The sequence below is a fragment of the Streptomyces verrucosisporus genome (assembly GCF_017114865.1).
In the GTDB taxonomy this organism is placed as follows: Bacteria; Actinomycetota; Actinomycetes; order Streptomycetales; family Streptomycetaceae; genus Streptomyces; species Streptomyces fenghuangensis.
On sequence record NZ_JADEYH010000002.1, the window covers coordinates 104,357 to 125,392 of the forward strand.

At 72.1% G+C, this 21,036-nt stretch carries 20 protein-coding genes and 1 pseudogene; 11 read left to right on the forward strand and 10 right to left on the reverse strand.

Annotation, left to right across the window (positions count from 1 at the left end; translation table 11 throughout):
- Positions 1-299: 299 nt before the first annotated feature.
- A complete protein-coding gene (locus IQ279_RS03390; protein ID WP_206346786.1) occupies positions 300-1,058 on the forward strand; it encodes a phosphoglyceromutase in 759 nt (252 codons plus the stop codon).
- A gap of 104 nt (positions 1,059-1,162) precedes the next feature.
- On the opposite strand, the gene IQ279_RS03395 is transcribed toward IQ279_RS03390, so the two are convergent.
- The 5 genes and pseudogenes from IQ279_RS03395 to IQ279_RS03415 form a co-directional block, all read right to left on the reverse strand.
- Positions 1,163-1,336 carry a hypothetical protein gene (locus IQ279_RS03395; protein ID WP_206346787.1) on the reverse strand — a complete coding sequence of 58 codons (174 nt, stop codon included), beginning with the start codon at positions 1,334-1,336 and terminating at the stop codon, positions 1,163-1,165.
- 494 nt (positions 1,337-1,830) lie between these two features.
- Positions 1,831-2,682: pseudogene (locus tag IQ279_RS03400) on the reverse strand (tyrosine-type recombinase/integrase); the annotation flags it as partial.
- A 262-nt stretch (positions 2,683-2,944) separates the two neighbouring features.
- Positions 2,945-3,718 carry an aminotransferase class IV family protein gene (locus IQ279_RS03405; RefSeq protein WP_206346788.1) on the reverse strand — a complete coding sequence of 258 codons (774 nt, stop codon included), beginning with the start codon at positions 3,716-3,718 and terminating at the stop codon, positions 2,945-2,947.
- Between the two features lie 75 nt (positions 3,719-3,793).
- The gene (locus tag IQ279_RS03410) at positions 3,794-4,207 is read right to left on the reverse strand and encodes a PIN domain-containing protein (RefSeq protein ID WP_093847114.1); all 414 of its coding nucleotides are present in this window, start codon (positions 4,205-4,207) and stop codon (positions 3,794-3,796) included.
- Positions 4,189-4,473 (reverse strand): hypothetical protein, encoded by a 285-nt coding sequence (locus IQ279_RS03415; RefSeq protein ID WP_206346789.1) that lies wholly within the window; start codon positions 4,471-4,473, stop codon positions 4,189-4,191. The genes IQ279_RS03410 and IQ279_RS03415 overlap by 19 nt, the downstream gene beginning before the upstream one ends.
- Positions 4,474-4,721: 248 nt before the next feature.
- Between IQ279_RS03415 and IQ279_RS03420 the strand changes: the two genes are divergently transcribed.
- Positions 4,722-5,012 (forward strand): hypothetical protein, encoded by a 291-nt coding sequence (locus IQ279_RS03420; protein WP_241027545.1) that lies wholly within the window; start codon positions 4,722-4,724, stop codon positions 5,010-5,012.
- Positions 5,013-5,603: 591 nt separating this feature from the next.
- Here the strand turns inward: IQ279_RS03420 and IQ279_RS03425 are convergent.
- Both IQ279_RS03425 and IQ279_RS03430 read right to left on the reverse strand, forming a co-directional pair.
- A complete protein-coding gene (locus IQ279_RS03425; protein ID WP_206346790.1) occupies positions 5,604-6,002 on the reverse strand; it encodes a PIN domain-containing protein in 399 nt (132 codons plus the stop codon).
- A complete protein-coding gene (locus IQ279_RS03430; RefSeq protein WP_206346791.1) occupies positions 5,999-6,283 on the reverse strand; it encodes a hypothetical protein in 285 nt (94 codons plus the stop codon). The genes IQ279_RS03425 and IQ279_RS03430 overlap by 4 nt, the downstream gene beginning before the upstream one ends.
- 746 nt (positions 6,284-7,029) lie before the next feature.
- Here IQ279_RS03430 and IQ279_RS03435 point away from each other — a divergent pair.
- On the forward strand, positions 7,030-8,268 hold the full coding sequence (locus IQ279_RS03435) for an ABC transporter substrate-binding protein (RefSeq protein ID WP_241027546.1): 1,239 nt from the start codon (positions 7,030-7,032) through the stop codon (positions 8,266-8,268).
- Between the two features lie 36 nt (positions 8,269-8,304).
- Here the strand turns inward: IQ279_RS03435 and IQ279_RS03440 are convergent, their stop codons facing one another.
- Together IQ279_RS03440 and phoU are read right to left on the reverse strand one after the other, a co-directional pair.
- Positions 8,305-9,066: an OBAP family protein gene (locus IQ279_RS03440; RefSeq protein ID WP_206346793.1), complete on the reverse strand. Its 762-nt coding sequence runs from the start codon at positions 9,064-9,066 to the stop codon at positions 8,305-8,307.
- Between the two features lie 584 nt (positions 9,067-9,650).
- Positions 9,651-10,370, reverse strand: a complete 720-nt coding sequence (phoU, locus tag IQ279_RS03445) for a phosphate signaling complex protein PhoU (RefSeq protein WP_206346794.1) — start codon at positions 10,368-10,370, stop codon at positions 9,651-9,653.
- 226 nt (positions 10,371-10,596) lie between these two features.
- Between phoU and IQ279_RS03450 the strand changes: the two genes are divergently transcribed.
- Both IQ279_RS03450 and phoP read left to right on the forward strand, forming a co-directional pair.
- Positions 10,597-12,141, forward strand: coding sequence for a sensor histidine kinase (locus tag IQ279_RS03450; protein WP_241027547.1), 1,545 nt, complete (start codon positions 10,597-10,599; stop codon positions 12,139-12,141).
- A 5-nt stretch (positions 12,142-12,146) separates the two neighbouring features.
- Positions 12,147-12,818, forward strand: a complete 672-nt coding sequence (phoP, locus tag IQ279_RS03455) for a two-component system response regulator PhoP (protein ID WP_481906815.1) — start codon at positions 12,147-12,149, stop codon at positions 12,816-12,818.
- A 221-nt stretch (positions 12,819-13,039) separates the two neighbouring features.
- Here the strand turns inward: phoP and IQ279_RS03460 are convergent, their stop codons facing one another.
- On the reverse strand, positions 13,040-13,714 hold the full coding sequence (locus tag IQ279_RS03460) for a copper chaperone PCu(A)C domain-containing protein (protein ID WP_206346795.1): 675 nt from the start codon (positions 13,712-13,714) through the stop codon (positions 13,040-13,042).
- A gap of 601 nt (positions 13,715-14,315) precedes the next feature.
- On the opposite strand from IQ279_RS03460, the gene IQ279_RS03465 reads away from it, so the two are divergent.
- The 6 genes from IQ279_RS03465 to IQ279_RS03490 all read left to right on the forward strand — a co-directional run bounded on the left by IQ279_RS03465 (position 14,316) and on the right by IQ279_RS03490 (position 20,950).
- Positions 14,316-14,798: a CarD family transcriptional regulator gene (locus tag IQ279_RS03465; RefSeq protein ID WP_093658831.1), complete on the forward strand. Its 483-nt coding sequence runs from the start codon at positions 14,316-14,318 to the stop codon at positions 14,796-14,798.
- A 447-nt stretch (positions 14,799-15,245) separates the two neighbouring features.
- Positions 15,246-16,031 carry a 2-C-methyl-D-erythritol 4-phosphate cytidylyltransferase gene (gene ispD, locus IQ279_RS03470; protein ID WP_206346796.1) on the forward strand — a complete coding sequence of 262 codons (786 nt, stop codon included), beginning with the start codon at positions 15,246-15,248 and terminating at the stop codon, positions 16,029-16,031.
- Positions 16,021-16,524, forward strand: coding sequence for a 2-C-methyl-D-erythritol 2,4-cyclodiphosphate synthase (gene ispF / locus IQ279_RS03475; RefSeq protein ID WP_206346797.1), 504 nt, complete (start codon positions 16,021-16,023; stop codon positions 16,522-16,524). Before ispD ends, ispF begins: the two co-directional genes overlap by 11 nt.
- Positions 16,525-16,597: 73 nt before the next feature.
- Positions 16,598-18,010 (forward strand): cysteine--tRNA ligase, encoded by a 1,413-nt coding sequence (gene cysS / locus IQ279_RS03480; protein ID WP_206346798.1) that lies wholly within the window; start codon positions 16,598-16,600, stop codon positions 18,008-18,010.
- Between the two features lie 109 nt (positions 18,011-18,119).
- On the forward strand, positions 18,120-19,073 hold the full coding sequence (gene rlmB / locus IQ279_RS03485) for a 23S rRNA (guanosine(2251)-2'-O)-methyltransferase RlmB (RefSeq protein ID WP_206346799.1): 954 nt from the start codon (positions 18,120-18,122) through the stop codon (positions 19,071-19,073).
- Between the two features lie 83 nt (positions 19,074-19,156).
- Positions 19,157-20,950 carry a DoxX family protein gene (locus tag IQ279_RS03490; protein ID WP_206346800.1) on the forward strand — a complete coding sequence of 598 codons (1,794 nt, stop codon included), beginning with the start codon at positions 19,157-19,159 and terminating at the stop codon, positions 20,948-20,950.
- Positions 20,951-21,036 lie beyond the last annotated feature (86 nt).

Below are 21,036 nucleotides of genomic sequence, written 5' to 3' on the forward strand. Positions count from 1 at the left end.
CGCTGCCGAACCGACCCCGTCCGCCGCGTCACTCGCCGTCTCCGTCCCGGAGGCGGAGGCTTCCGCCTCCGCGGCCCCGCCACCCTGCCGGGCCGCGGCCCGCACCAGCAGCACATAGCCCGCCGCCGCGACCGCGCCCACCACCGCCGAGGCCGCCCACAGCGTGCCCGCCCCCCAGCGGTCGATCGCGGACCCGGCCGCCCCCGTACGCCCGCCCGCCCCGTACGCCCGCCCGGGCCCGTGTCTCGCCAGTCGGCCGCCCCCGGCCCGCCCACCGGACGTCGATTAGGCTCGGGCCCATGGCCGACGCACCGTACAAGCTGATCCTCCTCCGCCACGGCGAGAGCGAGTGGAACGCGAAGAACCTGTTCACCGGCTGGGTGGACGTCAACCTGACCGAGAAGGGTGAGAAGGAGGCGGCCCGCGGCGGTGAGCTGCTCAAGGACGCCGGCCTGCTCCCCGACGTCGTGCACACCTCCGTACAGAAGCGCGCCATCCGCACCGCGCAGCTCGCCCTGGAGACCGCCGACCGCCTCTGGATCCCCGTCCGCCGCTCCTGGCGCCTCAACGAGCGGCACTACGGCGCGCTCCAGGGCAAGAACAAGGCGCAGATCCGCGACGAGTTCGGCGAAGAGCAGTTCATGCAGTGGCGCCGCTCCTACGACACCCCGCCGCCGGTCCTGGAGGACGGCGCCGAGTGGTCGCAGAGCGACGACCCGCGCTACGCGATGATCCCCAGCGAGCTGCGTCCGCGCACCGAGTGCCTCAAGGACGTGGTCATCCGGATGATGCCGTACTGGTACGACTCGATCGTCCCGGACCTGATCACCGGCCGCACCGTCCTGATCGCCGCGCACGGCAACAGCCTCCGCGCGCTGGTCAAGCACCTCGACAACGTCTCCGACGCCGACATCGCGGGCCTGAACATCCCCACCGGCATCCCGCTGTCCTACGACCTGGACGCCGACTTCCACCCGGTCAACCCGGGCGGCACCTACCTCGACCCGGACGCGGCCAAGGCCGCCATCGAGGCCGTGAAGAACCAGGGCAAGAAGTAGCCGTACGGCACGAACGAGCCCCCTACCAGCGGTTTTCCACTGGCAGGGGGCTCGTTGCATCATTTGGGCCGCCCGGGGGGCCGTCAGAATCAGGGACGCCGGGCTCAGGCGAGTCGGATGCGTGCCTCGAACGTGATCAGGAACGCTGCAAGCCCCATGACCGCAGCAACGTAGGCAGACACCGCAACCTGGAACGGCAGCGCAGCGACACCAACACCGATCAGGGCGAACGGCAGCCCGCGGGGGGTTACCTCGACTGCCAGAGTCGGACGTACCATGGAGTCCTCCTTCGTGTGTTGCTTAATTGAACTTGGGTACCGCGAACGGAGAATCAGGCCGCCCCCTGGCCCGGGGGCGGCCTCTCGCGTCACCGAAACTCTATGCGGCGCGACCAGCAGGCACAAATCCCCTGCATGGAAGGGGTGATCATGGTTCGGGTGGAGTATTCAGCGAGTCCATCCCTGAGGTTTAGGAAGACTCCCGGGTGCCGTTTTATACGCCGTCTGGTGTGCACGCCGTCTGGTGTGCACGCCAGACGGCGTGCAGGTGGGAGGGGTGGAGTGGGGCCTGAGCGACTTACCCTCTCAGACTTAGGCGCGAAGTCTGTAGGGGTTCTCCGGATAGTGGTCGGCGATAGATTCGCGGATAGTGGTTCGCAATATGTTCGCGGATAGTGGTCGGCGATAGATTCGCGGATAGTGGTTCGCAATATGTTCGCGGATAGTGGTTCGCAATAGATTCCGCTTGTGTTTCGAGGGAGTAGCGGGTTGTGTCACCGTCGGGTGAAGGCTGTGGCCACGGCCTTGCGGGTGCGCTCCTGGCTGGACGGCATCAGGTGCGCGTACACCCGGAGCGTCAGCCCGGGGTCCGAGTGCCTTGACGCTCTCCCCGGCGTCCAGGAGCACCGAGGCGTAGAAGTGCCTCAGCGCGTGCATGCCGTCCTCCCGTGACGCCTTGTACGACTCGCCGCGCCCCGGCGTCGGAATCACACCGGCCGCAGCAAGCGCGGGCTTCCACGCGTCCTCGTTGAGCGTGTTGCGCCAGATGTGGCCGCCCATCGGAGCGGTGAAGATCAGCCGCTTGGTCACGAGCTGGCCGTTCGCCGTCTTCCACGGCAGCGTGATGTTCACCGGCGGGAACCGCCGCATGTGGGCGCGCAGGGCATCCGCGACGGGCCGGGGGAGGGGGACGTCACGGAGCTTGCCGCCCTTGGGCGGGGCGAACACGGGTTTGCTGCGGCTGAGCTTGAGCTGCTGGACGACATGCAGTGTGTCCGTCTCGAAGTCGATCGCGTCCACGGCCAGGCCGAGGATCTCCCCCTGCCGCAGGCCGCAGCCCGCGCCGACATCCACCATGGCCCGGTACCGCTCAGGGAGCGCGGCCCGCATGGCGAAGACCTGCTCGGCCCGCCACGGGGTGATGCGCCGGACCTCCACGGTCGGCGGGCGGACCGACCGGGCAGCGCACGGGTTGCGTGCCAGATAGCCGTCATCCACGGCCGCACTCAGCACGACCGCACGTTGGAGTAGATCACCCGTGCGTACGAGCCGGAGAGCCCGGCCGCCTCCAACTGCGTGACCCACGCCCGGATGTGCGTCGGCTGGAAGGAGCCCAGCGGCCGGGACCTTCGCCGTCGCGTGGCCGCAGTCGGTGCGAAGCGACGCGCGCGGCGGTGGACGGCTCCCTGATCACGGACTACCGAGCAACCACGGGACCACCTGCTCACAGCCACCGACTGGAGCACTTGCCCTCGACGTGGTCCTGCGACGTGCGGCGGCTCTTTGGCAAGGGTCACGAACGGCCCGTCGTCCGACGGGTGCCACCTCGGCCTCTCCCCTTGTAGTTGCCGGTCTCCCACCGTCCCGGGACCATCCCCGGCGACACCGCTACAGGGGGTCCCCGGGGATCCTGGTGTACTGCCTGCGCAGCTCCTCGATCAGCGGATGCGTGTCCGGGAGCGGGAGGTCGTCCAGGCGGCCGATGGCCCGGACGCCGATGGCGGCGTTGGTGGCGAAGGCAGCGTCGAACCCGGTGACGTCGGCGAGTCCCACGGGAGCCAAGACCGAGACGTGGATCCGCTGGAGCAGCCGCATGGTGATGCCGGCCAGGCACTCCGCGTCCGGCCACACCACCTGCCCGCCCCGGACGAAGCCGATGTTCCAGGTGCCGCCCTCGGAGATCATGGACCGGCCGTCCACGAACAGTGCGTCGTCGAAGCCCGCGCGCTGTGCCGCGCGCCGGTGCCGCAGCGAGCCGAACAGCCCGACGCCCTTCACCCCGGGCATGTCCCGGGTGTACGCGGCCGACCGGATACGCAGCGGCGGAAGCGGCAGACTGCCCGCGCCGCGGGTGGTCACCAGCACGTGCGGGTGCGCGTCCGACCCGATGCGGCCCAGGTCCAACGCCGGGTCGAAGACGGTCACCCTGACGACACGGGATCCGGTCCGGGGAGCGGCCCTGCGGACGAACTCCAGGACGCGCTCGGGGTCGAGGTCGGTGTCGAACACCGCCCGGCAGTCGCGCACCAGCCGGTCCAGGTGCAGGGACAGGCCGCGTACCCGGCCCTGCTCGACGCGCATCGACGTGAAGTGGCCGTAGTTGGTCAGCGCCAGGGCCTGGAGGGCGTCAGGGCCGACCGGCTCACCGTTGAGTTCCGCCATGCCCCTGAGTCTGGCGCCTGCGGCCGGCAGGCACGGGCGAGACGGAGCGGGACAAGCAGATCTTGCAGGCATCGGCTACACGGCGACGAGGCGCACCCTGTCGCCGCAGAGCTTCGTCATGTCGTCGATGTCCGAGGTGAGCATGACGACCGGACGGCGCTGACGCAGCGCCGTCTCGGCCACCGCGGCGTCGATGGCGTATTTGTGACCGTGCAGCCCGGCGTTGATCAGCATGGCCGAGGCGGCCTTGGCCTCCTCGTCACCGACGGGCACGATCCGCACGCCGGACAGGACCCACGCGAGCCGCGCCCTGTCGGTCCGGCGATGCACCGCCTCAATGATGGTGAGCGCGCTGATGACCACCTCCATGCCCCGCTTGCGGGCCTCGGCGATGAGGGCGACGACCGGCTCGTGATCACTGACGAACTTCGACAGACCCTCACAGTCGAGAACGAGGGTGCCTTCGTGGCTCAGCTTGCGGCGGGCCACTGCCCCTCCTCGGCGAACACCTCGTCGAAGACCCGGCGTGCCCGCTCCTGCTCGTGCTCGGAGATCGGCCCCTGACGGCGTTCGTAGTCGGCCAGGTACTCGTCCAGGATCTGACCCCGCAGCTCGCGCTCCACCGCTTCGGTGATGAACGCGGAGAACTCACGCTTGCCGACCCGTCGGCGGATCGCCTCAGCCGTTCCCTCGGGAAGGGAGAGGCTGACCCTGGTGGCCGGCCCCTCGCCGACGCTGTAAGAAATCTCGCCCATGGGACTGACATTATCAAACAAGTAGGAATCCGACTCGGGTGCAGCACCCACCGAACGACGTGAGCCGCCCGCCCGTCACCTCGTGGTCTCAGCCCTGGTCTCGTTCGCCCCCGTCCGGGCTGTCCAGGCGGAGCCGATCCGAACGCTTCACCGCAGGTCAGGAGACACGCGACCGCCACCGGACCCCGGGGTGAACATTTGGAAAGCGTGCGCCCAGGCCTGTCAGTCCCGGAGCGTACGGTCCGCGTATGGCGATCAGACCACCTGAGAACTGGCGTGCCGGCATGGCCGAGGAGGCTCGCGAACCGGCGGCCGGGACGTTGGACCCGGAGTGTGCTTGCATGGCCCAGCTCTACCCGGAGTCCTTGCTGCGCGCCACGGAGGATGCTCTCCACGCCTTCGAGGAGGACGTGCACGCACTGGTGGCACCGTCCGACGAGCAGGTCTTCGACACGATCAAGCGAGTCGTCCAGCGCCTCAACGCGGTCAACGAGGACGAGCAGCATGGTGGTGCCGGGTACAACACGGACGGAGCGTGAGCAGCTGTGTGAGTACATCGACCAGACTCTGAGCGAACGGCATCGACGTGGCGGCCCTGGCGACGAGGAACGGCATGGGGCGCGCCGAGATCACCGACGCGTGGCGCGACTGGTGACGACAGCAGAGCAACGGCGAAGCACCGCGATCAGCGTGACTACGGCCGGCCATCAGCGGCTCCAGACGGCTGGTCGACCGGCCAAGGAGACCTCAGCGACCGTGTCGCCGGCAGTTCGGGACCGAGAAGGCGCGTCAGGGACGCTTGCCCGAGGCGACTCGCGACATGTGTCGTCTGGCTTCCTGGGCCGTCGCCGGGCCGTGGAAGGGTGGCCAGGGGCGACCAACGACGACAACCGTTGACGGCTCGACCGCAGGTCAGAGCGTTGGTAGGTCGAGCAGTCGCAGGTCGCGGAACCGGCCGTGAAGAACCAGGGCGAGAAGTAGCAACCGGTGCATGCGGAAGGCCCAGGCCTTCCGCATGTGCCCCGGGGCCCGGATGTCTCAGGATCGCCTGCGGGTGCCGGAGCCGGGCGCCTGCTGTTCCGCAGGTTCCCCGGCCGGCGGTTCGGTGCGCTGCCGGAGCCGTGTCCGGCTCAGACCTTCTCCGCCCGCACCCTCGGGTGCCGGTCGAGGAGCATCTCGATGTCGGACACGTCGGAGGCCAGGATCGTCACCCGGCCCGGGTGCCGCAGGGCGGTCGCGCACAGCATGGCGTCGATGGCGTACTTGTGGCCGTGCAGGCCCGCGTCCTGGAGCAGGGAGGCGGCGGACTGGGCGAGTGCCCGGGTCACCGGTTCCACTTGCAGGCGAGACAGTGTCCACTTCAGTGCGGGGCCGTTGATTCTGGGGTGGATCACCTCGACCAGTACCGCCGCCGAGGTGAGAACCGGGAGGTCCGCGCCGCGGGCCGCAGTCAGCCACTCGTGCACTTCCCGGTCCCGCAGTACGGCCTTCGCCAGCCCTTCGCTGTCCAGCACCAGGGCACCGCTCACGCGGCGGCACCGGCCCCGGACGAGTCGCCATCGCCGGTGAGCCGGGCTCGCTTCGCCGCCACGGCGTCGGGGTCGGCGGGGCCGTGCGTCTTCTCGAAGTCGGCGATCAAATCGTCCAGGTTGTCCCGCTCGATCTGGCGCCGGGCCGCCTTCTCCAGGTAGGCGGATACGCCGCGCTTGCCGACCCGCGCGCGGATGGCGTGCAGTGTCCCGGCGGCCAGGGTGACGGAGATGCCGCTGCTGGGGCCGTCGCCGGGGAGGAAGTCGCTGTCGTCAGCCATGAGGGGATTATGGCATTGAAAATGCCATAGCGGCATCCATGCGGGCAGCGCGGGCGCGAATCGCCCGGTCTCCCCGGCTGCGGCCGCACGACGCACCGATGCCACGTGGTGGTCGGGTCGGCTCCACCGCGTGGCATCGAGCAGTCCGTGACATGGGTGAACCCACGGGGCGGGCTCCCTGCGCCGGCATTGTCCGGATCAGGTTGTGGAGGTCGCCTTCCGGTGTCGCCACCTTCGGGCCTCTCAGCCCGACCGTCGACGTCGGCCCCGGCGGAAGCCGAAGCTTTCCGCCCAAGTCGGCTACTCCGGTCGAACTCCCTCGCTCGTCCCGTAGGCCCAATTCCACGGTAACTCTCCTGCGGCGAAGCGGAAGGGGAGGAAGGTGGTTTTTTATACCTTTTGTCCGCATGTCGTAGTCGGGGCCGTGGCGGGGGGCGGAGGCGGGGTGGGGCGGGGCCCCTCGGTGGTCCGTCGTCCCGCCGCCCTCCGGGCGGCGGATCCGGGAAATCGGACTCGTTTGCGTATCGGTCCGCTCAACAGGGTGGTCGTGGTGCGGACTGAGCGTTACTTTTCAGCCACCCTGCGGTGGCTTCCAGGGGGGTGCCGCGCTCCGGCTTCCGAATCGGTTCCCGGCGTGGTTCTCAGTGAACGCCGACGCGGGAGCAGTACCGGTTAAGTAAGGGGTGGCACAGATGCGAAGAAGACGGTTCCTGGGCTTGGCTTCGGGGGTGGCCGGATCTGTCGCATTGACGGCGACCGGGTGCGGCAGCGGGGGCGGGGCGTCCCGCACCGGTGACGTCACCCTGACGATGGTCGCGTCGGATCACGGGGACCTGGAGGGAAAAAACCCGACCCAGGACTACTGGGACGGGGTGGTCGCCTCGTTCGAGGAGCAGAACCCCGGCGTCAAGGTAAAGGTGTCCGTCCATCCTCCGGGGAAGGCCGAACAGAAGGTCGCGCAGATGGTCGGGGACGGCCGGGCCCCGGACCTGGCGCAGATCGACTCCTTCGCCGACCATGCGGCCGCCGAGCGGCTGTACCGGGCCGACGACGTGCTGTCCATACCCGTCCAGGCCGATTTCGTCCCCGCGCTCAGCACGGCGGGCGAGCTGCGCCGTGTGCGGTACGCGATGCCGTTCACCGCCGACGTCCAGCTCCTCTTCTACAACCGGGCCCTCTTCGCCGAGGCCGGTCTGGATCCGGAGAAGCCGCCGCGGACCTGGGAGGAGCTGAAGCAGGCCGCCGTCGCGCTCAAGGCGGCCGGTGTGGACGTGCCCTACGGGCTGCCGCTCGGCAGCGAGGAGGCGCCCACCGAGGCGATGACCTGGATGCTGGGCAACGGCGGCGGTTACACCGGCGACGGCGGCATGTACGCCATCAACGCCCCGGCCAACGTCGAGGCCATGGGGTGGCTGCGCGACGAACTCGTCGACCAGGGCCTGACCACGTCCAACCCCGCCGTCACCAACCGCCAGGGGCTGTTCAACCTGTTCACGGGCGGGCACGTCGGCATGCTCAACGGGGATCTGTCGCTGACGCGGCAGGCCGACCGGAAGAAGACCGACTACGGGACGGCCCCGCTGCCCGGCCGCGACGGGCTGTCGGACACCACCACCGCGTCGGCGGGCTGGATGCTGGCCTTCCGCCGGGAGGGCAACCGGGAGGCGGTCGCCGCGTTCCTCGACCACGTCTACGACGTGGAGAACCAGTTCGCCTTCGCCGACCGCTACCACACGCTGCCGGTCACGGTGTCCGCCTCGGACCGGATGCGCGGCGACAAGCGCCACAAGCGGATGCGGCCCTTCCTGGACCGGCTCGGAGCCTCGGAGTTCTTCCCCTCCAGCAAGGTGTCCTGGGCGAAGGTCAGCCGGGAGATCGGCCTCTACGTCGGCCAGTCGGTACTGGCCGACGGCGACCCGGCCGCCGTGCTCGGAACCCTCCAGCGCACGGCGGAGAAGGAGGAGGAGGCGGCCAGGGACCTGTGACGGGCCGCTCCGCGCGGTGGGGCGGACGCCGGGCCGTCAGGGCGCGGCGGCTCCGCCGTCGGACGCCGCGTGGACGTCCCTGACGCCGGGGACGGGCGTGGTGCCGGAGAAGTCGTCCTTCATCGCGTCGACGCCCCACTGCGGACGGGCCAGGTCGAGGAAGGACCGGCGGTCGGCCCGGTTGGCCTCGGTGTCCAGGCCCATGGCCCGGTCGCGGTCCTGCTCGAGGTCCTCGGCGCACTCGCCCTCGCGGTTGAAGGACCACATGAGCTTGGGGTCGCCGTAGGGGAGGTCCATGCCGGAGCCGTGGCCGTCTCCGTGCCCGTGGCCGCTGGTGTGCCAGGTGTGCCAGGTCTTGCCGTAGGAGTTGACCAGCTGCTTCATGAACGCCGTCTCCGCGGAGCGGGGGAGCCCGGGGGCGGCGAGCTGCCCGGAGAACACCTCGAAGTTGTGCGGGTGCCAGTAGGCCCTCTCCTCCTCGGGCAGGGTCTCGAACAGCCGCTCGGAGACGATGTACTCGATGCCGATCAGGTTCGCGTCCCCGGTGTTGCCGTCGAACAGGACGCACTGCAGCAGGTCGTCGTTGACCACGCGGCAGTAGTGGTGGGCCTCCATCTGGAAGTCCGGTTCGCCCTTGGCGCAGTGGAAGCCGACGACGTAGACGTCGAAGCCCTTCAGCGGTGTCGCGGACTGGAGCAGGTTCGAGCCCTGCTCCAGGGCGGCGAGCCAGGCCCCCTTGCCCTGCCCGGCCGGGGTGGTGCCGGTCATGCGGTCCTTGATCCTCGGGTTGAGGGCCATCTCCGGTGCCTCCGTCGTGTCGGCGTCGCGGTAGGAAGGGACCGGCCCCGGCCGGCCCCGTAGCTCCGTGGCGACTACCCCGCTGTCCGTCCACCTCACCCGCCGGGGCCGTACGGGGGCTCCTCACGGCGCGGGGTACGCAGCACGGCGGCGTAGGTACGCGGCGGGGCCCGGCCGGTGGTCCGGCCGGGCCCCGCTCCGGTGCGGGTGCGCGCACCGGCAGTCGTTCCGACGGGTCAGCAGCTCCCGCCGCACTGGCAGGAGCCGCCGGACTGGCAGCCGCACGAGCACCCCGATCCGCAGCCGCAGGCCCCCGGTACGGGCAGCGAGGGCCTCTCGCCGGAGTGCTCGGCCGTGGTGGGTGGAGTCGGGAAGTCCGCCATGAGTGCCTCCTCCGCGTCGCGCCGGCTGTCACCGGCTCGTCTCGCCACCCATTGACGGCTCGCACCGCCGAGCGCGTCAACGGCGTGCGGGAGCACGTACCGCGTGTTCACGGACCAGGGGGCGCCCGGGCCCGGACGGCAGGCGCTCCGCGCTCCTCGCGCCCCGAGCCGTACCTCGCGCCCGTACCCCGCCGCCCGCGGTCACGCGTCCCCGGCCGGAGCCTCCTCCGCGCCGGATGCGGCGGCCGAGGCGGCCGCGGCGGTGGCCGGGTCGACCTCGTCCGCGTAGTCGCCGGTGACCAGGTAGACCACGCGACGCGCGACCGAGACCGCGTGGTCGGCGAAGCGCTCGTAGTAGCGGCCCAGCAGGGTGACGTCCACGGCCGTCTCGATGCCGTGCTTCCAGCGGTCGTCCATCAGGTGCTGGAAGAGGGTGCGGTGGAGGAGGTCGATGGCGTCGTCGTCCTGCTCCAGCTGGAGTGCCAGGTCGACGTCCTTGGTGATCAGGATCTCGCCCGTCTTCGCCATCAGGCGCTGCGCGAGCTGGCCCATCTCCAGGATGGTCGCGTGCAGGTCGCGCGGGACCGCCGACTCGGGGTAGCGCAGCCGGGCGACCTTGGCGACGTGCTGGGCCAGGTCGCCGGAGCGCTCCAGGTCGGCGCTCATCCGCAGCGAGGTGACGACGATCCGCAGGTCGGTGGCGACCGGCTGCTGCCGGGCCAGCAGGTTTATGGCCTTGGTCTCCAGGTCGCGCTGGAGGTTGTCCACCTTCTCGTCCGCTGCGATCACGCTCTCGGCGAGATTGAGGTCCGCGTCCAGCATCGCCGTGGTGGCGCGGCCGATCGCGGAGCCGACGAGCCGGGCCATCTCGACCAGGCTGTCGCCGATCGAGTCCAGCTCCTCGTGGTACGCGTCCCGCATGACTTTCCTTCCCCTCGCATGACGTGACCGTAGGGCCGCGGGCCTTCCGCGAAGAGCGCGCGGGCCCCGGTTCTCCCCTACGCTCCCACGTTCTGTCCGAAACACGTCCGGTTCCGCCCGACCAAGTGAACCGGTGCCGACACCGGCGTGAACTCTCGGAGACGTCTGTTCGAGCAGGTGCCCGAACGGCTGGGGCGGTGTTCCGGGGCGCGCATAACCTGGACACATGGACGTGAACGCGGCGGTCGCCGCAGCGGCAGCGATCGCCGGGGTGTGCACCGGCGTGTTCGCGATGCTCGCGTTCCGCTGGAGCGAGCGCGAGCAGTCCCGTCCCACGCGCAGCTCGCTGCACACCGAGGCCGTGCTGCCGCCCGGAGTGGACACCGTGCTGTCGGTGCTGCGCTCCTCCGCCGTGGTGCTCGACGAGGCCGACGCGGTCGTCAAGGCCAGTTCCGCCGCGTACGCCCTCGGGCTGGTGCGCGGCGGGAAGCTCACGGTGGAGCCGATGCTCAAGATGGCCCGCGACACCCGCCGCGACGGCGAGATCCGCCAGGTCGAGCTGGACCTGCCGCGCCGGGGCACGGGGCGCGGCGAGGTGCTGGCGGTCTCCGCGCGGGTGGCGCCCCTGGGTTCCCGGCTGGTGCTGCTGCTGGTCGAGGACCTGACCGAGGCCCGCCGTATCGAGGCGGTGCGGCGCGACTTCGTGGCGAACGTCAGCCACGAGCTGAAGACCCCGGTCGGCGCGCTGTCGCTGCTGTCGGAGGCGGTGATGGACGCCTCCGACGACCCGGAGGCGGTGGAGCGCTTCGCCGGGCGCATGCAGACCGAGGCGACGCGTCTGACCAACCTCGTCCAGGAGCTGATCGACCTCTCCCGGGTGCAGAACGACAACCCGCTGGAGGACTCCGAACCGGTCCGGGTGGACGAGCTGGTGGCCGAGGCCATAGACCGCTGCCGTCAGGCGGCGGGCGTCAAGCAGATCACCATGGCCACCGGCGGCACCGCCGACCTGCACGTGTGGGGCAACCGCGGCCAGCTCGCGGCGGCTCTGGGCAATCTGGTGGAGAACGCCGTGAACTACTCCCCGGCCCGCACCCGGGTGGGCATCGCCGGACGCCGGGTCGCCGCCCCGGGCGGGGACATGATCGAGATAGCGGTGACCGACCAGGGCATCGGCATCTCGGACAAGGACAAGGACCGGATCTTCGAGCGGTTCTACCGCGTGGACCCGGCCCGCTCCCGGGCCACCGGCGGCACCGGCCTGGGCCTGGCCATCGTCAAGCACGTGGCCGCCTCGCACGGCGGGGAGGTCACGGTGTGGAGTGCGGAGGGCCAGGGCTCCACCTTCACCCTGCGCCTGCCGGAGGCGGCCAGCGCGCGTGAGCGCGCCGAAGCCCGGAGGCTGGAGAGGGAACGGGCCGCGGGCGCGCTGCGCGAGCCGGCGGACTTCGGCGACGACGGCGACGACAACGGCGGCGACGACGGCGACCACAGCGCCGGGAGCCACGAGGGAACCGGGGACGGCGGCGACGTACGCGGAGCCGGTCCGGACCCGGACGGCGTGAGCGACCCGGCCGGCCCCGGTGCCCCCGGCGCACCGGACGACCCCGCGTACGGCGGCCCGTACGGCGAGGGCGACGGCCCCGTAGCTCCGTACAGGGCCTCCCACAGGACCCCCACCACGCCCCGCGGCCTTCCCCGCGGGACCCGCAGAACCCCCCACGATCCCATCGATCACCACCCTGATCCCGCCCCGGAGGTCCTCCCGTGACCCGAGTGCTCGTCGTCGAGGACGAGGAATCGTTCAGCGACGCACTGTCGTACATGCTGCGCAAGGAAGGCTTCGAGGTGGCCATCGCGGCCACCGGCCCGGACGGGCTGGAGGAGTTCGAGCGCAACGGCGCCGACCTGGTGCTGCTCGACCTGATGCTGCCGGGGCTGCCCGGCACCGAGGTGTGCCGGCAGCTGCGCGGCCGCTCGAACGTGCCGGTCATCATGGTGACCGCCAAGGACAGCGAGATCGACAAGGTGGTCGGCCTGGAGATAGGGGCCGACGACTACGTGACCAAGCCCTTCTCCTCCCGCGAGCTGGTGGCCCGCATCCGGGCCGTGCTGCGGCGGCGCGGGGAGCCGGAGGAGGCCGCCCCGCAGGCGCTGGAGGCCGGTCCGGTGCGGATGGACGTGGACCGGCACGTGGTGACGGTCTCCGGCGCCAAGGTCGATCTGCCGCTGAAGGAGTTCGACCTGCTGGAGATGCTGCTGCGCAACGCCGGACGCGTGCTGACCCGTATGCAGCTCATCGACCGGGTCTGGGGCGCCGACTACGTGGGCGACACCAAGACGCTGGACGTGCACGTCAAGCGGCTGCGTGCCAAGATCGAACCGGACCCGAGCGCGCCGCGCTACCTGGTGACGGTGCGGGGGCTGGGCTACAAGTTCGAGCCGTGACGGGCCCACGACGGGTCCGTCACGGGCCCGTGACCGGCCCATGACGGGGCCGTGCCGGACGCCGCCGCGCCCGGGATCCGGTGCGGCGGCGTCCGGCACGGTACGACACGGGTGGGGGCCGCTCCTGATCGGGGAGCGGCCCCCACCCGCGTCCGTGCTCCCGGCCGGCGTTCGCGCGCGGCCGGGAACGGGGGACGGACGGGAGCACTGCCCCCGGTGTCCTAGCTGCCGCCGTTCTCCTGGGAGCTGCCGATCTCGCCCTGGGTGTCGTCGTCACCGCTGTCGTTGAAGCCCTCGTCCTCGGCGCCCGCGTCGTCCTCCTCGGGCGCGCCCGGGGTCTCGGTGGGTGTGGCGCCCGGGTCGGGCAGGCCGGACTCCGTGGGCGCCGGGGCGCCGCTGGGGCCGAAGTCCTTCCAGGCGCCCTCGGCCGGGACGACGGTGGCGCGCAGTTCCACCCGGCCGGTCGAGCTGAGCTCGAAGACCAGCGGCTGGGCGTTCCCCGCCTCGATGCCGGCCTGCTCGGGGTCGTCGATGATCGCGGACGCGTGGCCCTCACCGCCGAGCGCCAGGGAGCCGCCCGCGGGAACGGTCAGCTCCTGCTCGCCCTCGGCCGGGCTCAGCTCCACACGCCGCCCGTCCACCGTGATGGACTCCAGCGTCTCGTCCTCGGTGCCGCCGTTGAAGATGCGCGCCGAGACGGAGGCGGGGCCGGAGCCCTCCTCGGAGGTGATGACGTTGACGTTCTGGACCTCGATCTGGTCGACCTGGGCCGAGGCGTTGTCGGGGTTGATGTTCAGGCTCTGCGCGTTCGGCCCGGCCCCGCAGGCGGTCAGGGACGCGATCGAGAGCGCGAGAGAGCTGGCGGCGAGGGCGCCGCGTCGAAGGCTGCTGCTCACGGCGGCGGCAACTCCTTGCGGGATGGATGGGTCTGTCGGCGGGCTCAGAGTACCGACCCCGCGAAACGCCCCCGCAACCGACCCGCCCCACGGGCCTCCGAGTGCCGCACCCCGGCGCGCGCGTGAGGGATCCCGGGCGGGGCGCGGGGGCGGCGCGCCGGCGTTTGCGCGCGAGGCCGGGGAGAGGGGCGGAGACCGGCGGGCGCCTTCCGCGGAATATCGACTGCACGTCCGTACGAACGATTACGAGCATTCCGGGGAAGTGCCGGTGAAGGAGGCGGGGAAGTTCGCCGGAAAACAACCCCCCGGGGCCGTTGGCCCGTGCGCTGATCAATTCGCTTCCGGCCGTTCGGCCGGATCAACGATACCGACAAAACGGACGTACAGGTGTTTCGGTCAAGTCCGGAAGGGTGCTTCCGTGTGCGATTCCCGCCCCGTTCAGACCCCCTCCGACCTGCGGATTCCTGTCCTCCGAGGGGCCGCGCAGCACGATCCGGGCGTTGTTGTCAAGCCCCGAGATATGCCCTGACCTGCGAAAACGCCATTCAGAAGAGGGCGTCCCCGTGTTACCCTGGATAGCCACGGAAGGGGTACCTGTCACATGACGTTCAAGGTTGGCGACACCGTGGTCTATCCCCATCACGGGGCCGCGCTGATCGAGGCTATCGAAACTCGCCAGATCAAAGGCGTGGACAAGACCTACTTGGTTCTGAAGGTTGCCCAGGGCGACCTGGAGGTGCGCGTCCCGGCGGAAAACGCGGAGCTCGTCGGCGTACGTGACGTGGTCGGCCAGGACGGCCTCGACCGGGTCTTCGAGGTGCTCCGCGCGCCCTACGCCGAGGAGCCGACCAACTGGTCCCGCCGGTACAAGGCGAATCTGGAGAAGCTCGCCTCCGGTGATGTCATCAAGGTCGCCGAGGTCGTGCGCGACCTGTGGCGCCGGGAGCGCGAGCGCGGACTCTCCGCCGGTGAGAAGCGGATGCTCGCCAAGGCCCGCCAGATCCTGGTGAGCGAGCTGGCTCTCGCGGAGAACACCAACGAGGACAAGGCCGAGACGCTGCTGGACGAGGTCCTGGCGTCCTGACCTGGACGGCGCCGGCCCCGAGTAAGCCGGCGGCCTCCGCGGCGGACGCCCGCCGCCCGCCGCCATCCGTCGGCGGGACACGACGACGACGCATGGCGCGGTACCGGCCGGTGACCGGTCGGCGGGCGTGAGGGATGCGGAGATCGCCGCGGTGCCCGGGTGACGGTGCGAGCCGTCGCCGGGCGCTGCGGCGTGTCGGAGCGCTGCGGCATGTGGCAGCGTTGTGGCACGTCGGGGGAGCGCACACGGGGATCCGTCGGACCCCCGGCGCGCGGGGCTGCCGGGATGCGGTTGTAGCGGGTCGTACGGACCGCCCGCGATACTCGGCGCCGGGCCCGGGCGGCTGCTCGACCGGTCGTCACGGAAGGGTCCGGTCGGGGCTTCGCACCCGGCACGCTGAGTGCCATACCCACCTCCGCCGAGGAAACAAACCTGAACGGGCGACCAATGCCAGACGAAACCAGGTACGCAGAAGCGACCGACGGCGCGCCGTCCCCGCGCACCGCCGCGGTCATCCCCGCCGCGGGCCGCGGCGTACGGCTCGGCCGCGGCGCCCCCAAGGCGCTGCGGCCGCTCGGCGGCCCCCCGATGCTCGTCCACGCCGTCCGCGCGGTCGCCCGCGCCCGCACGGTCTCGCTCGTGGTCGTCGTGGCGCCGCCCGACGGAGCCGCGGCCGTCCGCACGCTCCTGGACGAGCACCCCCTGCCCCAGTCCGCCGGCGACACCGAAGTGATCGTCGTCACCGGCGGCGGCACCCGGCAGGAGTCGGTCGCCCGCGGGCTGGCGGCACTGCCCGGCGACGTCGACACCGTCCTCGTCCACGACGCCGCCCGCCCGCTGGTCCCGGTGGAGACGGTGGAGGCCGTGGTCGCCGCCGTACGGGCCGGGGCGCCCGCGGTCGTCCCCGCACTGCCCGTGGCCGACACCGTCAAGCGGATCGAGCCCGGCACCCCCGCCGGGGAGCCCGAGCCGGTCGCGGCCACCCCCGAGCGGTCCCTGCTGCGCGCGGTGCAGACACCCCAGGGCTTCGACCGCACCACCCTCGCCAAGGCGCACGCGGACGCCCCGCGAGAGGGCGAGGGCGCCACCGACGACGCCGGGCTGGTCGAGCGGCTGGGCGTGCCCGTGGTGCTGGTGCCCGGCCATGAGGAGGCCTTCAAGGTCACCCGCCCCCTGGACCTCGTGCTCGCCGAGGCCGTGCTCGCCCGCAGGAGGGTCACCGATGGCTTCTGAGCCCGTCCCTTCCCCCGCCCTGCCGCTGGTCGGCGTCGGCACGGATGTGCACGCCTTCGAGGAGGGCCGCGAACTGTGGTGCGCCGGCCTGCTGTGGGAGGGCGAGACGCACGGCCTGGCCGGGCACTCCGACGGGGACGTCGCCGCGCATGCCGCCTGTGACGCCCTCTTCTCGGCGGCCGGACTGGGCGATCTGGGCGCCCACTTCGGCACCGGCCGCCCCGAGTGGTCCGGCGCCGCGGGCACCGTGCTGCTCGCGGAGGCCGCCCGGATCGTCCGCGCCCAGGGCTTCGAGATCGGCAATGTGGCGATCCAGGTGATCGGCGTACGGCCCAAGATCGGCAAGCGCCGCGCGGAGGCGCAGAAGGCGCTCTCGGAGGCGGCCGGCGCGCCCGTGTCCGTCTCCGGCACCACCACCGACGGCCTGGGCCTGACCGGCCGCGCCGAGGGACTGGCGGCCATCGCCACGGCACTGGTGGTGCGCCGCGCCTGACCCGTGCCCGGTCCGCAACCGGTTCCCGCCCGGTCCGCACCGCCCCTCTTGCGTTTCCGACTACCCTTGACCCGTGACTCTTCGCCTGTACGACACCAGCGCCCGGCAGATCCGTGACTTCACCCCGCTCGCACCGGGCCGCGTCTCGATCTACCTGTGCGGCGCGACCGTGCAGGCGGCCCCGCACATCGGTCACATCCGGTCGGGGCTGAACTTCGACATCATGCGCCGCTGGTTCACCCACCGCGGCTACGACGTGACGTTCGTCCGCAACGTCACGGACATCGACGACAAGATCATCACCAAGTCCGCGGAGCAGGGCCGCCCCTGGTGGGCGATCGGCTACGCCAACGAGCGCGCCTTCGACGACGCCTACACCGCGCTGGGCTGCCTGCCGCCCACCTACGAGCCGCGCGCCACCGGCCACATTCCCGAGATGGTCGAGATGATGCGCGAGCTCATCGAACGCGGCCACGCCTACGCCGCCGACGGCAACGTCTACTTCGACGTGCGCTCCTTCCCCGGCTACCTCTCCCTGTCCAACCAGGACCTGGACGACCTGCGCCAGCCGTCGGGCGAGGGCGAGACCGGCAAGCGCGACCCCCGCGACTTCGCGATGTGGAAGGCCGCCAGGCCCGGCGAGCCGAGCTGGGAGACGCCCTGGGGCCCCGGTCGCCCCGGCTGGCACCTGGAGTGCTCGGCGATGGCCCACAAGTACCTGGGCCGGGCCTTCGACATCCACGGCGGCGGCGTCGACCTCGTCTTCCCGCACCACGAGAACGAGATCGCCCAGTCCAAGGCGTACGGCGACGACTTCGCCGCCTACTGGCTGCACAACGCCTGGGTGACGATGAGCGGCGAGAAGATGAGCAAGTCGCTGGGCAACTCGGTGCTGGTCTCCGAGATGGTCCGGCAGTGGCGGCCCATCGTGCTCCGCTACTACCTGGGCACCCCGCACTACCGCTCGATGATCGAGTACAGCGAGGACGCCCTGCGCGAGGCCGAGGCCGCATTCGGCCGGATCGAGGGCTTCGTCCAGCGGGCCGTGGAACTGGCCGGATCCGTGGAGCCGGCCGCCGAGGTGCCCGAGGAGTTCGCGGCGGCCATGGACGACGACTTCGGCGTCCCGCAGGCGCTCGCCGTCGTCCACACCACCGTCCGGCAGGGCAACGCGGCACTGTCGGAGAGCGACAAGGACGCGGTGGCCGGCGCGCTGGCCGATGTCCGGGCGATGCTGGGCGTGCTCGGCCTCGACCCGCTCGACGCGCACTGGGCCGGGGGCGACTCCGCCGGGCGCGGCGAGGAGCTGGCCGAAGTCGTGGACGCCCTGGTCGGTCTGGTCCTGGAGCAGCGTCAGGCGGCGCGGGCCCGCAAGGACTACGCGACCGCCGACGCCATCCGCGACCAGCTCCAGCGCTCCGGCCTGGTCATCGAGGACACCCCGTCCGGACCGCGCTGGGAACTGGGCTCGCGCGACGCCCGCTGAGTCCGCGCCCCCAAGCGCGCCCCACCCACCGCACCGAACCCACCCGACCACCCCTTCCACCGAGTTCTACCGAGCTCCACCGAGCAGCAAGAAGAGATGAGTGATCCCGATGGCCGGGAACAGCCAGCGCCCCAACCGCCGCACGTCCAACAAGAAGGGCGCGCAGGTCGGCAGTGGCGGCAAGCGGCGCCGCGGCCTTGAGGGCAAGGGCCCCACGCCTCCCGCCGAGATGCGCAAGGGCCACGTCAAGAACCGCATCGCAGGCGCCAAGGCCCGCCAGTCCGCCCGCCGCCCCGCGGCCCGGCGCGGCGGCAAGGGCACCTCCGAAATGGTCGTCGGCCGCAACCCGGTGGTCGAGGCGCTGCGCGAGGGCGTGCCCGCGAGCATGCTGTACGTGCAGCAGTTCATCGACAACGACGAGCGCGTGCGCGAGGCCCTCAAGCTCGCCGCCGACCGCGGCGGAATCCATCTGATGGAGGCCCCGCGCCCCGAACTGGACCGGATGACCAACGGCCTCAACCACCAGGGCCTGGTCCTCCAGATCCCGCCGTACGAGTACGCCCACCCCGAGGACCTGTCCGCGGCCGCGTACGACGACGGCGAGGACCCGCTGATCGTCGCGCTCGACGGCGTCACCGACCCGCGCAACCTGGGTGCGGCGGTCCGCTCCGTCGCCGCCTTCGGCGGCCACGGCGTGGTCGTCCCCGAGCGCCGCGCGGCCGGCATGACCGCGGGCGCCTGGAAGACCTCGGCCGGCACCGCCGCCCGCACCCCGGTCGCGCGGGCCACCAACCTCACCCGCGCTCTGGAGGCGTACCAGAAGGAGGGCCTGTTCGTGGTCGGCCTGGCCGCCGACGGCGAGGCCGAGATCCAGGACGTGGCCGCGCTGGACGGCCCGCTGGTGATCGTGGTCGGCAGCGAGGGCAAGGGCCTGTCCCGGCTGGTCGGCGAGACCTGCGACATGCGGGTGCGCATCCCGATGCCGGGCGGCGCCGAGTCCCTCAACGCCGGTGTCGCCGCGGGCGTCGCCCTCTACGAGGCCGCCCGCCGCCGGCGGGGATGACCCCGCCGCCACCCGGGCTTTGACGGACCCCCGACAGATCGGGGCCGTCAAGGCAGTGTCCTATGCGTCCGTCACTCGGTTAGATGAGTGTGGACACCAGAACACCCCGCGGTTTCTTCGACGACGAGCCGGCGCTGAGCACGGTCAAGGTGCCCAGCGACCCGGCCGAGGTCGTCGTCAACCACGCCAGCTTCCGGGTGCGGCTCGCCTCGCCGCCGCCCCGCGGCCGCGTGCTGACCGGGGCCGCCGTGCCGTCGGCGGCGCGCGGCGCCGTCCCGGTCCGGCGCCCGGCCGCCGGGCGGCGCGCCGCGCCCGTGGTGTGGAGCGGCCGTACGGAGCCCGGCGACGTACGGGCCACCCGGCTGCTCCAGGCGGTACGCCGCGCGAGCGCCGCGATGGAAGGGAACGGCGGGGAGGAGACGGGCAACGCCGCCACACAGGTGCTGCCGCGCGTGGTGCCGCGTCCCGCGCCGGGCCCGGACGGCGGCCCGCGCACCACGCTGATCCCCGCCCTCGACGACACCCTCGGCGACCGCGGTCCCACGATCATCGCCCCCCGCGCGCCCCAGCCGCCCGAGCGCCCGCCGACGGCGGGCGGGCGCCCGGCAGGGGGCGCGTACGGTACGCCGGGCGCCCCCATCCGGCCCTTCGAGCCGTACGAGCCGGCAGAGCCGTACGAGCCCGCCGCCCATGACCGCGACGGCGGGTACGAGGACGGCTACGCCACCTACGGCGACGAGCCGGAGGGCAGTGACGGCTACGACGGCCACGGCGGCCACGACGGTTACGGGGAGGAGAGCCCGCGCGAGGTGGCCCACCGGGCCAGGCACGGCTTCTACCCCGACCGCCGCATCAATCTCGGCGTCGTGCTGCTGCCCCTGCGGATCCTCCTCGGCTTCGTCTCCGTCTACGCCGGGATGGGCAAGCTCTGCGACCCGGTCTACTTCGACGGGGACGAGCGCGGCTCCCTGGTGGCCTGGCTCGGCTCCCTCCAGCCGTGGGCCGTCGCCGCCCCGCTGCGCGACCTCGCGGTCGCCCACCCCGTCGGCGCCGGGCTCACCGTGGCCTTCCTCCAGATCATCATCGGTGTGCTGACCTTCATGGGGCTGTGGCAGCGGGCCGCCGCGGGCCTGGGCGCGCTGCTGTCGGCGGCCCTGATCCTGACGGTGAGCTGGCACACGGTCCCGGTGTACGACGCCCCGGACTTCATCTACCTGGCCGCCTGGAGCCCGCTGGTCATCGCGGGGGCGCCGTACTACTCGCTGGACGCGCGCCTGGCGGGCGAGGCCTGGCGGCGGCTGGGCCCGCGCGTGGAGGTGTGGGAGCTGCGCCGGCGCGTACTGCGGCGCGGCACGGCCGTCGCCGCGGTGGTGCTCGGTCTGACGCTGCTGGTCGGCTCAGTGCTGGGCAGTGCGGTGCGCTCGGCGCAACTGGCCACCGTGCCGCGGCCGGGCGAGCCGCTGACGAACAACCAGCCGGGCTCGCCGCTGCCGCAGCGGTCCACCGGCGGTCCGAGCCCGTCCACCTCGGGCACGGGGGCCGGGGTGCCGGAGGCGGGGGACGGCTCGTCGCCGAGCCCGTCCACCTCCGGCGCCGGGGACGCCACCCCGAGCGCGGGCAGCACCGGCACCGGTGAGCGGCCCGGCACGCCGAGTCAGGGACAGACGGTGGAGGCGCCGCGGAAGCCCGCCGCCCCGCCCGCGCCCGAGCCGGGCACCCCGACCGGCCCCGGAGGCCCGGGCGGCGGCGGGGACACCGGCGACGCGGGCGGTACGGGCGGCGGCGAGGACGACGGCGCCGCGGACGACGGCGGAGCCGACTCCGGCGACGGCAGCGGCAGCGGCGGCGGCGGTGCGCTGGGCGGTCTGCTGGGCTGAGCGGGGCCGCCGGGCTCGATCCGCACACCATCCGCGTGCGGGCCACGGCCGCGACCCCGGCGCCGTACACCGGGCCGTGCCCGGAC